At 24.5% G+C, this 17,197-nt stretch carries 15 protein-coding genes; 2 read left to right on the plus strand and 13 right to left on the minus strand.

Annotated features, from left to right (window positions below; all coding sequences use genetic code 4):
* Positions 1-32: 32 nt before the first annotated feature.
* The 8 genes from EXC57_RS03750 to EXC57_RS03785 all read right to left on the minus strand — a co-directional run bounded on the left by EXC57_RS03750 (position 33) and on the right by EXC57_RS03785 (position 9,540).
* Positions 33-242, minus strand: a complete 210-nt coding sequence (locus EXC57_RS03750) for a hypothetical protein (RefSeq protein WP_004025451.1) — start codon at positions 240-242, stop codon at positions 33-35.
* A 41-nt stretch (positions 243-283) separates the two neighbouring features.
* A complete protein-coding gene (locus tag EXC57_RS03755; RefSeq protein ID WP_129692660.1) occupies positions 284-1,216 on the minus strand; it encodes an exonuclease/endonuclease/phosphatase family protein in 933 nt (310 codons plus the stop codon).
* A 63-nt stretch (positions 1,217-1,279) separates the two neighbouring features.
* A complete protein-coding gene (locus tag EXC57_RS03760; RefSeq protein WP_004025201.1) occupies positions 1,280-2,971 on the minus strand; it encodes a cell division protein FtsZ in 1,692 nt (563 codons plus the stop codon).
* A 452-nt stretch (positions 2,972-3,423) separates the two neighbouring features.
* Positions 3,424-4,542 (minus strand): hypothetical protein, encoded by a 1,119-nt coding sequence (locus EXC57_RS03765; protein ID WP_004025202.1) that lies wholly within the window; start codon positions 4,540-4,542, stop codon positions 3,424-3,426.
* A gap of 1 nt (position 4,543) precedes the next feature.
* Positions 4,544-5,470, minus strand: a complete 927-nt coding sequence (rsmH, locus tag EXC57_RS03770) for a 16S rRNA (cytosine(1402)-N(4))-methyltransferase RsmH (RefSeq protein WP_004025203.1) — start codon at positions 5,468-5,470, stop codon at positions 4,544-4,546.
* Between the two features lie 9 nt (positions 5,471-5,479).
* Complete coding sequence (locus EXC57_RS03775) at positions 5,480-6,040, minus strand: isochorismatase family protein (RefSeq protein WP_004025204.1); 561 nt, start codon at positions 6,038-6,040, stop codon at positions 5,480-5,482.
* 168 nt (positions 6,041-6,208) lie between these two features.
* Positions 6,209-6,730, minus strand: coding sequence for an adenine phosphoribosyltransferase (locus tag EXC57_RS03780; RefSeq protein WP_004025205.1), 522 nt, complete (start codon positions 6,728-6,730; stop codon positions 6,209-6,211).
* Between the two features lie 8 nt (positions 6,731-6,738).
* Complete coding sequence (locus EXC57_RS03785; RefSeq protein WP_129692661.1) at positions 6,739-9,540, minus strand: hypothetical protein; 2,802 nt, start codon at positions 9,538-9,540, stop codon at positions 6,739-6,741.
* Between the two features lie 84 nt (positions 9,541-9,624).
* Between EXC57_RS03785 and EXC57_RS03790 the strand changes: the two genes are divergently transcribed.
* Positions 9,625-11,757 carry a RelA/SpoT family protein gene (locus EXC57_RS03790; protein ID WP_129692662.1) on the plus strand — a complete coding sequence of 711 codons (2,133 nt, stop codon included), beginning with the start codon at positions 9,625-9,627 and terminating at the stop codon, positions 11,755-11,757.
* 110 nt (positions 11,758-11,867) lie between these two features.
* Here the strand turns inward: EXC57_RS03790 and rpmE are convergent, their stop codons facing one another.
* From rpmE to rplJ, 3 genes are read right to left on the minus strand one after another with little or no spacing between them, the layout of a single operon-like run.
* Positions 11,868-12,152: a 50S ribosomal protein L31 gene (gene rpmE, locus EXC57_RS03795; RefSeq protein ID WP_004025208.1), complete on the minus strand. Its 285-nt coding sequence runs from the start codon at positions 12,150-12,152 to the stop codon at positions 11,868-11,870.
* 20 nt (positions 12,153-12,172) lie between these two features.
* Positions 12,173-12,547 carry a 50S ribosomal protein L7/L12 gene (rplL, locus tag EXC57_RS03800; protein ID WP_004025209.1) on the minus strand — a complete coding sequence of 125 codons (375 nt, stop codon included), beginning with the start codon at positions 12,545-12,547 and terminating at the stop codon, positions 12,173-12,175.
* Between the two features lie 34 nt (positions 12,548-12,581).
* Positions 12,582-13,067 carry a 50S ribosomal protein L10 gene (gene rplJ / locus EXC57_RS03805; RefSeq protein ID WP_004025210.1) on the minus strand — a complete coding sequence of 162 codons (486 nt, stop codon included), beginning with the start codon at positions 13,065-13,067 and terminating at the stop codon, positions 12,582-12,584.
* Positions 13,068-13,390: 323 nt separating this feature from the next.
* Here rplJ and EXC57_RS03810 point away from each other — a divergent pair, with 323 nt between their 5' ends.
* On the plus strand, positions 13,391-13,843 hold the full coding sequence (locus EXC57_RS03810) for a hypothetical protein (RefSeq protein ID WP_004025211.1): 453 nt from the start codon (positions 13,391-13,393) through the stop codon (positions 13,841-13,843).
* 156 nt (positions 13,844-13,999) lie between these two features.
* On the opposite strand, the gene EXC57_RS03815 is transcribed toward EXC57_RS03810, so the two are convergent.
* Positions 14,000-14,974, minus strand: coding sequence for an IS30 family transposase (locus tag EXC57_RS03815; protein ID WP_129692495.1), 975 nt, complete (start codon positions 14,972-14,974; stop codon positions 14,000-14,002).
* 153 nt (positions 14,975-15,127) lie between these two features.
* Positions 15,128-17,146 (minus strand): DNA primase, encoded by a 2,019-nt coding sequence (gene dnaG, locus EXC57_RS03820; protein WP_129692663.1) that lies wholly within the window; start codon positions 17,144-17,146, stop codon positions 15,128-15,130.
* Positions 17,147-17,197 lie beyond the last annotated feature (51 nt).

Raw genomic sequence — 17,197 nt, forward strand, 5'->3', positions numbered from 1 at the left:
AAATTTTAAATTGTAAAAATTTTTTTATTAAGTTAATTCTTTAATGAATATATTATCTTGTCATAAGGGTTAGAATATCACTTCAATTTATCATTTGGGTATTTTTCAACAGTTTTAACTGTAGCAAGAGATGTTGCATATTCTAATGAGTCCTTAAATAGAAAATTATAATTACTAAGATTTAATTCTTTTTCATTAAAAGCAGTTTTTTGTTTATTTGTTTTTATGTTAGTATCACCCATAAAAATAATATTTTTATTATTAAATTTTTCTTCAAACTCACTTAAAACATTTTTGATGTTATATGCTCATAATATTCTTGACTCCCAATACCATCAACCATAATTTCAGTTTTTTTATTTTGTGATGAACTAGATGCACCAGGAGAATCAAAATGAGAGAATAAAAATGTTATTGGATATTCAATTGTAGAATTAACCAAATTAAACATTGTTCCAAACGGACTTCTAACATAATCATATTTTCTTGATGTATCTTTACTAAAATCTGTTAAAGGATTGCTATAAAAGTAACCACTCCCAACAATGGCATCATTTTTAATTGCTAAATTAGTATATTCAATTGGTTTAAATTTGTTTTTGTTATATAGTATTGCAACTTGTTCACTTTGACCTGCTGCTGCAAATTGTGATGTTGTATTGTTAGAAACAATAATATCATATTCTCTGTTATTTCTTTCATCTTTTGGTATCAAGCCATTAATATAATTTATAAAATAAGTTGCATTTTCTTTATTAGTTTCTGTAACAGTGTTAGCATTTATTTCAGTTAAACCAATTAAATCAAATTTATAAAATAATATTGTTTTTGATATATTATCAACTTTTTCTTGTCTATCTTTACTAAAAGTAAAATTTAAAGTGTTTCAATGACCAACATTATAAACTTGATTATCTATATTTAATTTCATTCCAATTGGGGAATGGTCGCTAACCTTTGATCTTATATAACTATAATTTGAAACACTATCACTACTTTTGTTTGTAATTACATTATCATCAATGAGATTTCAAATATCACCAATAAAAGATTTATCGTCATTAATCTTATAAGAATTAGCATTTGGGTTTGGTGTTGCAAGTTCATTGCTATCTTTATTTTTCAAATAAAAATAAACAAATAAACCACCAACAAGCAATAAAATCGAAATTGATATTATACCAATTGAAATAACTTTTGATTTTCTCATTTTCATATAGTAATAATTATAAAATAAAAAATATCTATAAAAATATAGATATTTCAAATTTAATTTAAATTAATAGGCTTCATTGTTTTTGTCTTTTTTTGAAAATAACTTTGAAAAAAATCCCTTTTTCTTTTTTTGTTGTGGAGGAGTTTTTCTAGGTAAATCATCAATTTTAGTAGTGCTTGATACTCTATTTACTTGTGTTGTTAATGAAGTTGTACCATATTTGAAATTGTCAATGTCTTCTTCATCTTCATCTTCTGAAAATAAATTATTATTTGAAGCAAATTTATCAAAATAATCAATAGAAGGTCTTTCGTTGTTTTGTTTTCCATACAAACTACTGAAATCATCTTTTGTTTCTTCATTTTCTTCACTTTCAAATTCATCTGATAATGTTGAAGTGCTTAATGAAGAAGGAATTCTTTCTAATGAATTATCATAATCTTCATCAATTGATCCTAAATCAAATGTACCTGTTAATAATACATTAATTTCAGCGTTTTCAAAAACATCATTGTAAGAAACACCATGAACAATATTAATATTGTTAGCACCAACAATTTCTTTTAAAGCAGTTCTTGTATTTTCTAAAATAACACTTGGTACATTTTCATTTAGTTTAAAATTTAGTAATGCTTTTGGAGATTCTTTAATATTGATATCAGTAAATCCAGTTTTTATTGCATACTCTAGACCCTCTTTTATTGCATCTTTAGTATAATCTGTAAGATCTACTCTCATAAATAAGAATCCATTTTTATCTTGGAAAAAGTTTTTAACATCAGCAAAATCAACATTAATATCACTTGGTTTTACTATAATATTGATAATCTCTTCAAATATAGTTTTGATATATTTATTAGCACCTTGGAAAGCTTTTTTAATACTTGTTCTTTCTTTATCAACACCTATAATCTTATCATTATTAACTGTAGTTAAACCGTTACATAAACTAGAAAGTTTTTGCAAACCTGTCAAAGCATTAGAATAAGTTTTATTTCCTTCAGCACCAATTGAAGGTAAATTAAATAAACCAATTGTTAAGATACCTAATTCTTGGGCAATTTTAGCAATGACTGGAGTAGCACCAGTACCAGTACCTTTACCCAATCCTGCAGTAAGAATTAAAATATCTGTACCTTTTAGCATATCTTTAATTATTTCAGAATCTGCTGTAGCTGCCATTTCCCCAACTTGAGGATCACCACCTGAACCATTACCATCAAGTTCTTTTGCACCAAGAATGAAAATATCAGTTAAATCACCCATAGCACTTAAAGCTACATAGTCAGTGTTTAAAGCTATGATTTGCACAAAGTCTGGTCATTCTTGTGAAGTTTTCATGTATTTTACAATGTTATTACCAGCTCCACCAATACCAATAACTTTAATGTTAAAAGTTTTAGAGAATTGCTTTTTGTCTTTAGACATAGTTTGAACATAAGTTCTTCTATTAATTTCTTCTAAAACACTATTAACACTCTTTTTAACTTTTATACTACTATCACCTTGAACTAAACTAGTACTTGTTGAGCCAAAATGTTCATCAGCTCTTTTTTGAATATCTTCATAGTTTAAAGTTTCAATTGCTGTAGATTCTTGTTTTTTTATAATTGGTTGTTCATTGGTTTTTTGTTCAACTATTCTATTTGGTTGTTGAACTGCTGGTTTAACAACAATTGTAGGTTTCTTTAAGTTTTTTGGTTCATCGTCAATTGAGTTTAAGATTTTATCAATGTTACTTCTATTGTTATTCATTTATAACTCCTTAAAAAGCAGCTAATATTTTCATTCAAATCCGAATTAAAAAATATTATCCATAAAATAACTTAATAATTATAACCAAATTATTTGTATTATAATTAAAAATTTAATTTAAATTTTAGGACTAATACTTTTGTTAAATTTGAATTTTTATAAATGAAAAATATTGATATTATTATTAAATCTTTTAAATGAAATTTATTGTTTTAATCTTATGAAATATGCCAATAATTAAACATTAAATAATTAAATTAAAATTACTGATTTTAAATAAATAATTGTTAATTAATAAAAACCCAATCCAAACTTAACTAAATAAATTAAATTATTTTAATTCATTTGCTTATTGGATTGAGTTTAAAAAATAAAATTTTTAAAAAGTTATTATAGTGATTTTTTTGCATTTTAAATTAATTAAGATAATATTTGTTTTACCAATGAAAATATTATTGCTTTTTATCTATTACATGAAGAATAGATGCAATTAAAGAAATAAATTTAGGTTCTTGAACTCCTATCATTTTTGATTCCAAACGAATTATATCCATATATTGACTTAATTTAGTTTTAATTTTGTTTATTCATGAATCAAATATATCTGTTGAAGAATAAATATACATTTCATCGGCAACAAAACCATATGATGTAAGAAAATCTATTGACTTGTTTAAATGCTTAACAAGATCATCAAGCCATGTTTTAATAAATTTATTAATGTCATAAATTAAAGTTTGAGTATAATCAGAAAATCTTTGTTTAAAGTGGTTTATCAAAGGTAAATTGACATCTACTTTTGAAACATCTCTATAAATTTTTAATAAATTAATTGCAACATCTTCTGGTATGTTTGCTGCATCACATATTTTAGAAGTTAAGTCTTTGATTCCAAAAGGAATTTTAATTTGTTGAAATAAAATAGAATTTCTAAAAAACTCAATTGATGATTCTATGTGTCCAATATTTAATAACAATTTATTTTTTCTTGATTCATGTAAAAACATTTCATGAATTACAAAACTATCACAAGTAACACCATATGTGTTTTTTAAATTTAGTTTATAAAAAACTTCATAATAACTTTTAAGTAAGTTAACATCTACAAAATATGATTTCATACTTGCAACAAGTCTTTTGATTTTTTTATCTATTGGTGGTTCTGAATATTCTATACCATCAGCTTCTCAACGATAAAATTTTCTATTGAATTCTTTTTTATTTTCAAATTGAATGAAAGGACCTATATTTTTTGTTATCTTATCTCACAAAGCACTATTTAAATTTCCATTAATTAACATTTCATCTGTATTATGATTCTTAATAACAATTGATTTAACTGGAATATTAAAAATTAATCTTGTTTCCTCAATAGGGATTGGCATTTCTTTAATGTAGTTGTTAATTATTTCAGCCAATAATTCAGTATCTGTTACAACTGAGTTATCTATGCAATTATTAGTTAAAAAAGATGTTTTATAAACTGGAAATAATTTGTTATTAATGTAATTACAAACAAGTATCTTTGTTTCATAATTTCCAAAAGAAATTACAGTATAAGTATTTTTCATTTTAGTTCCTTTCGATTACTTTTATCAACGAACTTCTAGAACGATGATTAATTTCAGTTTCTTCTTTTGTTGCCCTCTTTTGTTTAACATTTATAATTTTAAATTCATTTTTAAGATTATTTATAGGTATTTCTTTTGGAATAAAATTTGTATTTTTTTCAAGATAACAATTTTTTATAGTTTTTTCTTCTAGTGAATGAAAAGATATAGTTACTATTCTTCCTTTATGTTCTAAATGATTTAAAGCAATTGTTATAGATTTTTTTATTTCATTTAACTCATCATTTACTTCCATTCTTATCGCTTGGAAATATTTTCTAGCATAATGTTTTTTTTGATAAAGTTCTTTTTTATGAACACTATTTTTAATTATTTCACTAAGCTCAAGAGTTGAATAAATTGGTTTTTTTTGTCTATTTTCTAAAATAGCATTAACAACATAAACAGGATTATTAATCTCTCCATACTTTCTAAATATGTTTATAAGATCAGATTTACTATAATTGTTTACAACATAAAGAGCATCAAGTTTATCTTCTTGGTTCATTCTCATATCAAGTCTTGCATCAAGTTTATAACTAAAACCTCTATCTTTGTTGTCAAGTTGTGGACTTGAAACTCCAAAATCATATAAAAAACCATTAACTTTATCAATATTGTTGTCTTTTAAAATTTGATCTAAATTTGAAAACTTGTCACAAACAAAAATGTGATTTTCATATTTTGGAAAAGAATTTAAATAATAATCATATGCATCTTTATCTCTATCAATTGAGATTAGTTTTCCTTTTTTATTTAAAAGTTTTAATATTTCCAAAGAATGACCTCCACGGCCAAAAGTACAATCAACATAAATTCCATCAGGTTTAATATTTAAGTTACTAATTGCATTATCTTTTTGAACTGAGTAATGTTCATTATGTTTCATAATAAATTCCTATATAACTTTTATTTCTTTATCAATTAAATTTAAATCAAATGTTTTATCAATGCAGCATATTGCATTTTTTATTAAAAAGACATTAAAGTTAAATTTTTTAGCATCTAATGCTGAAAATTTAACACAATATTCACCAGCAACACCACAAAAATATAAATTATTAATTTTATTGTTTTCCAAAAAATATTTTAATTCTGAAAAATCATTACCATTAAAAAAACAAGAATAATTTTCAATATCTTTTTCTTCACCTTTATGTACAATCAAATCTTTTTTATATTGATTTAAATCATCAATTATCAAAGATCCAAAAGTTGACTTGATACAATGTTTTGGTCATTTACTAAAAGATATGTGATTACTAGGATGATTATCTTTAGTAAAAATAATTTTTACATTTTCTAAAATTGCTTTTTCTATTAGTATTTTCAAAGGTTTTAAAATATTTTGAATTCCATTAACCTCTAAGCTACCGCCAACATAAAAATCATTTTGCATATCCACAACAATTAATGCACTATTTTCTTTATAAAATTTATTTACCTTATTTTCAGACATTAACATTCCTTAAACAACAATATAAATATTATAAATTTGAATTTGACTGAATAACTAAAAAACAAAATCTTTTATTGATATTAAAAATAACATTATTAAATAAACATGTTAATTAAATAAAAAAACATTAAAAATGGTTTCCCATTTTTAATGCCATGTTTATTTATTTTAATTATATTGAATTAAAGATTGTAAATTTCCTTCGATTTTTGATTTATCACACAAACCTAATAACTCAATTAAATAAAGATGTCCAACAGTTTTACAATTAGCTAAATGAACAAGTTTTTGTATCGCAAAAGAAGTACCGCCAGTAGCTAAGAGATCATCAACTATTAAAACTTTAGAATTTGGTTTTAAATCTTCTTGGTGCATTTGAAGTGTGTTTTGACCATATTCTAAGGTATAGTCAATTGATAATGTTTTTCTAGGTAATTTATTTGGTTTTCTTACCATTATAAATGGTTTGTTTAATTCTAATGCTAATGGAAGCCCGAATAGATAACCTCTAGATTCTGGAGCAACTATAACATCAAAATCAATATCTTTAACTAGTTTAACAAATTCATTAATGATAAATTTAACTTTATCACTGTTTAAAAATATCGGAGTTATATCTCTAAATAAAATTCCTTTTTTGGGATAATCTTTAATTGAAATAATCGAGTCTTTTATATCTTTGATAGTCATTTTAAATCCTAATTAAATTTATTAATATTTTCAATTAATTGTTCATCAACTTTATCATAACCTTCTTGATTAATTTTTCTATCAATATTTTGTGCAAAATTTCTCACATATTTTTGTCTTATCATAATGACAACAAAATATATTGAACCAACAAGGTAATGACCAAATCATAAAGAAATTATTGAACCAATAACTATATAAGCAAACATTAATTGTGTAGATGCTGATCCTAAAGCAGCCATGAAAGCACATATCAGAACAACTGATAAACTTTGTAATAAATAAATATTTTTTAAGTTATTCATGTTGCCTATAATAAATTTCATTATTTCATCATGACCAAAAATTACTTTCTTATTAAATCTTGTTTTTGTAACAGATATGAATACAGTATTTGTGATTGTACTAAAAATCGAAACAAATAACATTGAATAAACATAGAATGAATCTATTGGAATTCATAATATATAAACAAGAGTTAAGGGTAATAAAAGTCCTAAGACATTAGTTATAAATAAAGGAATAATTGTAAATACACTTAATCTAAATAAGTAGTATACAGATAATAATGCCATTGCAATTAAAGCAGAATCCATTGCAGATTTAGCAATAGCAAAATTTAAAGTTGGTGTTGTTGTTGTAACCGAAAGATCTAAGTTTGTTCCATTTGTACCATTAACAATTCCAGAAATAATAGTTTTTATACTATCATAACTATAGTTTCCAATCGCTGAAGCTGATAGAACACCATTGTTATATCATTCAAATTTTCAATTGTTTCCAAGAGCATTTAATATTGAATTAACTTTGTCTTCTGTAACTGTTACATAAATAATTGTACCGTTATTATATGCTGCAGAATTTTGCACTCCTATTGTAAATGCCAAAACAAATCCAACAATAATAATTAAACACCCAATAACCAATAATGGTATACCGATTATTCTTTTGTTCTTTTCTAAAAATTTAGTGTATTTGCTATCGTTGTATACATCAATTGAATTATCATATCTTTTTTTACCAAGTATTAAGTAATACTTAAAGTTTCATAAGTTGTTGAAACCATGAATCACATATAAAGGGAAAATAAATAATAAGTAACTTGATACTAATGTGACCAATGCCACAACAATTAAAGATAGACCAAAATCAATTAGTTCACTTTGACCAAAGAAAACAAGACACAAACCAAAAACTAATACAACCATATTTACATCAAGAACAGTAAATAATGAACGCTTTATCACTTGTCCAACAGAATCAAATACCGATACTTTTTCTTTAGCGTTTTTTCGCATTCTCTCCATAATCACAAAAACTGAAAATAATGATGCAAGAATGGATATTAGTATTCCTAAAATAGCTGGAATTGAAAAGTTAATGTTTAAAACAACAAATAGACTTGCTGATAAAACAGCCGCTGAAACAACACTCATCGCCCCAAATATTCCAGGCACCCTGTACAACACTGAAACAACTATAGCAATAATTAACAAGACAATACCAATTGCTAGCAATGAAGCTTCATAAGCTTTCATTCCTGTTAAGTTATTTGATAAATAAGGTTGGTTAATTCATGATTTACCTAAATTTTTAAAATCACCAAGAGTTGATGAAGATGCAGTTCAACTTGTATTTAAAGGAACAAGTGGATTAGAAAAAGTCATTTTAGTAATTCTTTTTAAGAAGAATTCCTGACTTTGCTCATTTGCATTTTCTAATTGGAAACTAATTCTTGCAACTTGTGGGGTACCATCAGATGATGCTCTTGTTGTATCAGAAGATGAATCACCACCACTAGAATTTCCTGATTCATTAATAACTTTAGCTTCAGGAAATCAATTATTATAATTACTATAAGTTATTGTTCCAATAATAAATTTATCAACAATTGCTTTTAAATTTGAATTAGCATTATTGTCATTTGTAGATGTATTATTACTTGAAAGATCATAATAATACAATAAGTTGTCTTCCCTTATGGGGTCAGTAGCACTTGATGCAGCCTCTGCTCAAGTTCTATATTCTTCAGGCAAAGTTTCTCAATCAAAAATTGCTTTTTCATCTGGATTAGGTTGTGTTTTCTTTAGATATAAATATTTTGCATAATTTAATTTTTGAATCAAAATATCTTTATCTTGAAAAACAATTCATTTTAATTCCTTACCAGCTTCAGGTGCAGTTAATTTTTGTGTATTAAAACCTTCTATATTAACTTGTGTATTTAAATTAACTTGAACACCAAAAGAGTTGTTTTCTTTTCTAGTGTCTAATCTTGCACTGCTAGTAGTTAAATTTTCTTGTCCTAATATTTTAGAATATCTACTTCCGCCATTAAAAGAAGAATTACCATTTTTATAATCATTTGAAGTAGTCTCATTTGTTCCATTAATTTGGTAAACATCTATTCTTGAAGTTTTAATTGTATCAAGAGATACTCATTCAGGATTTTGTTCAACTTCTTCATCTCTATATGAAATTAAAGGAACATTTAAAATGTTTGTATAAATAAAACCTTTGCCTTCAGATGTTAATTCATATTCAACATTAGTGTTGTTTATGTTTTGACTAATTAATCATTCTGAAAAAGCTTTAGCATCATTTTGTAAATTATTTTCTTTTTCTGCTTTTGTTTTCTTATTAAGATCAACTTCAAAAGACATGAAATAGCTATTTCCAAACAAACCTTTTTGTGAATTGTTGTTGGCAATATTTACACTACCAAAAACCATTGCTACAATTGAAGCAATGAAAAGAAATACGATTGTAAGTATTTTAAATATTTTAGATTTGTTCTTTTTAAATTGCATATTACTAACTTATTATACATTATAATAATATGTTGTAATAGCAAACAAGAGCAAATTAATTATTTATAGAATAAAAGGTTAAACATGACAGAGAATTTAATAAGAAGATTGAGCTTTCTTACATTGCAGCTTAAGAAACATAATTTTTCAGAAAAAGAAATTAAGTTGATTAAAAAAGCATATGACTTTGCTTATAGAAAGCATGGTACTCAAACTCGTAAAAGTGGTGAACCTTATATTGTTCATCCATTAGAAGTAGCAATTACATTGACTGAGTGAAAAATGGATAAAGACACAATTATTACTGGATTGCTACATGATGTTTTAGAAGATACTGATTGTGAAGAAAGTGAAATAGAATCAAGATTTGGTTCAAAGGTTCTTGAAATGGTTCTAGCTGTTACAAAAGTTTCAAAACTTTCAGAAGAAAATAGAACAAGAGAAAACCTTGAGAACGCAAATAATGAATATCTAATTAAGGTTATGATGTCAGTTACAAAAGATCTAAGACCTATTATGGTAAAAATTGCTGATAGAATGCATAACATGTATACAATATCCCATCTAAAAAAAGAAAAACAAAAAAGAATAGCAACAGAAACATTTAATGTTTATGCAAACATAGCAGGAAGACTTGGTTTATATCATCAAAAATCAATATTAACAGATTTATCATTTGCAGTTTTAGAACCAGAAAAATACCAACAAACAAAAGAAACCTTAGATGAACTTGTTGAATCAAATTTAGAACATCTAGAACAAATTAAAAAAAGTATCAAAGATATCTTGGCCCAAAATAAAATTGAATGTAATGTTACTGAAAGAGTTAAAAGTATTTATTCAACATACAAGAAAAACGAAAAAGGTATAGATATAAAAGATATTCATGACATTTTTGCCATGAGAATAATTGGTAATTTTAATGTAATAGATTGTTATAAAATACTTGGTTTAATTCATATTAATTTCACTTTTGTTCCAAACACATTTAAAGATTACATTTCATCACCAAAACTGAATTTGTATCAATCAATTCATACAACCATTGTTTACAAAAAAATGTTTGCAGAGATTCAAATTAGAAATCTAATGATGGACAATGTTGCAAATTATGGTGTTGCTGCACACTGAATATATAAAGAATCTGATGGTGTGGAACATTTAATTAATGAAGAACTTTTAAAAGATGTAATTGATCCAAATGAAATTAGATCTCAAAGATTAAAAAATATTTCAAGAATTAAAATATTTGATGTTTTATTAAAAAATAATAACAAATGATATGTGGTAACTGAAAATTCTACTGTATTAGATTTAGCATATAAATATAATCCAGAAAAAATTGGTTATGTCCAAGGGGCAACAAAAGAAAGTGTTAAATTGCCTTTAACATACAATCCAATCAAAAATGATATTTTAACAATTGATTATTCTGAAGAATTACAAGTAACCCCCGAATGATTAGATTACCTTACAAATGAAGAAGCTAAAAAGAAAGTAAGAGAAGTATTAGAATCTTCAGAAGAGAGCAAAGAATCTAAGCTTATAAGCGAAATAAGAAAACATCTTAAAGAATCAATGGAAACCGCTGCTGAAATTAAGAAAAGACTTTCTTATTTAAACTTTACATCTTTAACAGAGTATTTTGATTTTTATAGAGAACTTAATAAAAACGTCACAGAAGAAACCTTATTTAATTTATTTACTAAAAACAAAAAATGAAAAAGAGCTTACAATACTTTATCTGATGCAAAAGAAAAAACAAGTCTTGAAGCTTATGGTTTAAAAAATATAGATGCTATCAATTACAAACAAATTAAATTCCCAGATTGTTGTTCAAAAGTACCAGGAATGCAAATAGTTGGTTATTTATCTAAAGGGATTTTATACATCCATAAATTTAATTGTGAAAAAATAGAACAAAACGCTAAAAAATATGTTATGGAATGAAACACTACTATGTTAGAAGCATTCCCAAAAATGTACTATTGTACCTTAACAATATCTTATAAAACTTCATTCTTAAAAATAAATCAAATCATACACTTAATTACTTCTAAGAGTTTAGAGATAACATCTTTCCAAACTATTAAAGCAAGTAATAGCATGAAAATGTCTACATTCAAAATTAAAGTTAATAACTATAGTGAGATCAAAAAACTTGTAGATGATATCACATTTAAATTTGATAAAGATGTTGAAATAAAAATTAAATAATTAAACAAAAAGTCATGACACTTTTGTGTTGTGATTTTTTTAATTATATTTCTTAAAAAGACAATAATAATAAAAAATGACACTGATTAAAATCAGTGTCATAAGTATTACTATATATTGCCAAGAGATTTAACAATTTTCTTGTTTTGTTTTTTAGGTTCATTTTTCTTTTCAACTTTTTTAGTTGGTTGAGTAACAATTTTTTTACTAAATTGTTCAGCTCTACCTTTAATTTGTTGACCAGTTGATGTACCTGAATAAAATGGATGACAACTTGAACAAATATCAATAGTTACTTCTTTATCTTTTAAAGTTGATTTAATTTCAAATTTACTACTACATGATGCGCATGTAAAAGTTACAAATTGACTTTTAGTGTGAATATCTTTTTTCATTTAAAACTACTAAATAAAAACTATTTGAATTCTACAGTTGCACCAGCATCAGTGAATTGTTTTTTCATAGCTTCAGCATCTTCCATTTTTACACCTTCTTTAATTGGACTTGGTGCATTGTCAACTAAAGCTTTAGCTTCCATTAAACCTAAACCTGTAATTTCTCTCACAACTTTAATAACATTAACTTTGCTAGCTCCAGCGCTTGTTAAAACTACAGTTACTTCACTTGGAGCAGCGTTTGCAGGACCAGCTGCTGCTGGACCAGCAACTGCAACTGGAGCAGCCGCTGATACACCAAATTCTTTTTCAATTGCTTCAATTAAATCTTTAATTTCTAGCATTGTCATTTCTTTAAGTGATTCAATAATATCTTTGCTTGTAATTTTAGCCATAATAATTCTCCTTGATTCTAAATAAATTTATTAATTAATTTTTTGTATCCGCTACAGCTTTTAGAGCGTATAGGAAACCTCTAATTGGTGATGTAAGACATGATAAGAACATGCTATACATTCCTTCACGATTTGGAAGAGAAGCAACTGCTTTTGTTTTTTCTTCATCCAAAAATTGGTTTTCTAAATAAGATCCTTTAATTTTAATAAAAGTATTTTCTTTAGTTAATTCAAATACTTCTTTTAAAGGAGCAATTTCATCTTCATATCCAATTGCGATTGCATTAGGCCCAATAAGGTCACCAAAATCTTTAATATTAGATTTAACTAATGCTCTATTTAAAATGTTGTTTTTTAAAATTTTAACTTTAGCTTTGTTAGCTAATAATTTTTTTCTTAAAACAGTCATTTCTTCAGCTGTCAGTCCAGAATATTCAAAAATAATAAATGATTTAGCACTACTAATTTCTTGAGAAACTTCGCTAACTAAATTTTCTTTAATTTTTATTATTTTTCTCATGATTATATCCTTTCCTAAACAATGTAATAAACTAAAATATGGTTTCATATCCTTAAAGACATAAAACCATTATTAACAAAAAATATTAATAAAAATAAATTAAATATTGTTATGTTAATATGCCTCGGTAACTTTTTTAAAGTTATAACTCGTTACTGTCTTTAGTATATTACCTAATTATGATAACATAAAAAACAATTTTAATATGAGATATTAAAATATTTTTGCTTACTAAATATAAATTGGTATCAATAATAAAACAAAAATATTTTAAATATATAACTAAAACTTTATAATTTAAAAAGTTTGAATAGGAGATATATATGAAACTTATTTTAGAACCATTGCAAAATAATAAAGCAGATACTTTGATAAAAAACAACCAAATTCTGCAAATTAATTCATTAGATGACATATACCAATTTTGTTCAAAATCGTTTTCTGTTTTTAAAACTTTAAAAGGTTTTGACACATTTTTTAAAGAAAATGTTTTCAACAAAAAAGATTTAGACATAACAAATTATTATTTTTTAGACCATTCAAGTTATGTGGGTTTGTTTTTAATTTTTAAAACTGAACAAGATATTTTAAATTATGTTGAAGATACATGTATTGGAAGAGGAGAAAAACCCGTTGAAACTATAGATGAAGCATTTAAGTATTTAAAAGATGATGAAATAAAAGTCTATAAAATAAAAGAATTTGAAAGTTTAAATCAAAATGAATGAGAAACATTTTATAAAGAAAGTATTGCATCAATAAAAAAGAAAAATTAATTCAATATATATTCAAGAATATAAAAAAATATTGTTTTTTGGTAGTTGAAAAATAACTAACCTCTAAACAATATCCCTAACTGACATGTGAAGTGCAACACTTCAATGTTACATTAAACTCTCGACTTTGAAATATAAGTTGAGAGTTTTTTTGTTTTAAATATTTTCTTGATACATTTGGTAAGCTGTTTTATAACCAAACATTTTTCTTGGGATGTTGTTTACTTTTCATTCAAGAGTTTTTATTTTATCTTCACTTACTAAACTGAAGTCAGTTCCTTTTTTATATCATCTTCTAACTATCCCATTTATGTTCTCGTTGGACCCTCTTTGGAATGAAGAATAAGGTTGGCAATAATAAACTTTAAAGTTGAATTGTTTTGCAGTTATTCCCATCATTTGAAACTCTAACCCATTATCAACAGTGATGCTTTTTATTGGGAGTTTTTCATCTCGAATAATGGTATACATTTTAGCCATCATTGATCTAGCGTTCTTCCCTTTTATTTTTCTAATAATTGCCAACCTTGTTTTTCTTTCCACTAATGTCAATAAGTGGTAATAACCACTTTGCCTTTTACTAACTATTAGATCAGCTTCTCAATGTCCAAATTCTTTTCTATTGTTTATCTTTTCTGGTCTTAGACTATAAGGAATGCAGTATTTTCCATCAATTTTAGAAAATATACCTATTTTTCTTCTTTTTCCTTTAACATATTTTCTTCTTAAACAATCTCTTCTTTGTATCTTTCAAATCTTGCTATTGATTCATCTAAATACTTGCCTAGCACTTGGAACTTTAACTAACGGATAGTTTTCTTTTATTCAAAAAATTGTAGCTTCTACACCATGAGATTTAGGATTAAATTTTTGAATAAAAAGATCTGTGAAGTTTTTGTACTTCAACATAAAAAACATATGACAATTTGATTTTCTTCTAATGTATTTTTTGTGAGCAGTTGATGAATAATAAATCCCTGTTGAAGATGTGTTTCTTTTTAATTCTCTTGATATTGTTGATTTGTTTTTATTTAAGATTTTTGCAATCTTATTCATAGAATATTTTTCTTTATTTCAAAGAAAATAAATTAAGCATCTTTCTTCTTTTGTTAAATGTTTATAAGTTTTCATAAGCACTCCTAATATTCATTATCTTTTTATTAGTGAACACTTACAAACAAAACAAATGAAGTGCACACTCTTTTTTGAGTGTTGCACTTCACATGTCAATCGAGCATATTGTTTTTTGGTAGTTGAAAAATAACTAACCTCTAAACAATATTTTTAATCATTTGGATTTATTTCTTTGTTTATTTTATCTAATTTAATCTCTATTTCTTTAGATATTTTTTTTATTTGTTCACTTATGTCATCTTTATTAGATAAAGCAATTTCTTTAAATTTTATACTCTCTATTCCATATAATAAATCTTTCATTAAAGTTAATCCTCTAATGTTTTCTTTTTGCAATAAAGAATCTTCATTTATATAACCTTCCATTTTTTGAAGGTTATTTATTTCATTAGCTAAAGAACTTGCTACTTTTTCTTGATAATGATTTATCAATTCAATTAATTGTTCTTTAATAACAGGATTTTCTTCATATAAATTAATTAATTTAATTAAAACCTTATAAGAAACTTTTATATCATTTTCCATACATAGTCTTAAATAATAAAATAATGATTTAAAAAATCACATATCATTTTTATCAACAAAATAAATGTCACCAATAGTGTCAAAGTATATTTTGCACAGGTAATTATTATTGCAAATTAATTGAATTAAATCTAATTCCTTTTTTACTAACCGATTTAAATAAAAATTTGGATCTAAAGGTTTTGATTGTGATATTTTAGGAAAACCATATATATTAATATCATCTATAGAATTAAAAAAATAATTGTTGTTTTTTTGTTTTTTATAATAATTGTTTTGCTTATTTTGATAAATTAAATTTTCATTACTCTTTTTATTAATAAGTGTTTTTAAATTTTCTACACTTATTCCTGAAGCATTAGATAGTTTTTGTAAATCAGAATCAATAAATAATTCATTAAAGCCAATTTCATTAATATTAGCAATTATTTCATTAGCATAAACTTTTTTTTCTTTATCAGTTGTTGTTTCACTAAACTTTTTTTCTATTTGAAATTCCACAACACTAATGTGGTTTGAAACAATATTTCTTGTTTTTTCTTTACCATTTGCTTTTAGGTATTCATCTATGTCTTTAAAATTTTTATCATATGGTTTAACAATAAAAATATTTATATTTCAATTTTTAATTTTTTTAACAAATTCCATTGTTGCATTATATCCTGCATTATCATTGTCAAAACAAAGAATAATACTTTTTATATTAGGGTATTTTTTTATTAAATTAATTTGATGATTAGTAAACGCTGTTCCCATTGAAGCTATTACATTTTCAATATTAATTTGTCTAAAAGCAAAAACATCCATGTAACCTTCAACAAGAAATATTTCATTAAATTGTGTTTTATCAAAATTATTAAAATTAAACAATAAGTTTTCTTTTTTAAAAACATCTGTTGTTTTAGTGTTTAGATATTTTATATTGCCACTTTGATTTAAAATTCTTCCACTAAAACCAACAATATTATTGTGTTCATCTTTAATTGGAATAATAATTCTATCTCAAAAAAAATCTGAATAAGTCCCATCATCTTTTAGAATGGCCAAACTATTTTCAACAAGTTGATTTGGGGTTCAAATAAAATTTTCATCTCTATTTGCGCCAAACATATTATTTTCATTTGTTAATCTACTAAACAAATATTTACTATTATCTTCATTTGGTGCATATCCTATTTCATATTCTTTAATAAGATCTATTGTTAAATTTCTATCTAACAAATAATTAAGTTGCTTTTCATATTTATCTGCAAGTAATGATTTGTGGTAAATGAAACAAGCTTGAGAATTTAATTTATAAATTTTTTCTCATTTTTCATTAATATCACTATAATTTTTGAAATAATTATTTAAATTAATATCACTTAAATTAAATGTTGTAGCTATTTCTTTAATTGCATTAAAATCACTAATTTTTTTATATTTTGCAACAAAATTAATTGCATTACCTTTTGCATTACAAACAAAACATTTAAATATTTTTTTAGATTCATTAACAGATAAAGATGGATTGTTATCACCATGAAAGGGACACAAACCTCAGTAGTTATTTCCTTTTTTTTGCAAGTTAATGTAATTTTTTATTACATCAACTATACTACACTTGTCAATGATATATCTATAAATTGAAAAGCTATCATTCATTTTAAACTCCACTATAAATTATTTTAATGTTTATAAATGTATTAACAAAAT

Source organism: Malacoplasma iowae (assembly GCF_900660615.1).
Classification (GTDB): Bacteria; Bacillota_I; Bacilli_A; order Mycoplasmatales; family Mycoplasmoidaceae; genus Malacoplasma; species Malacoplasma iowae.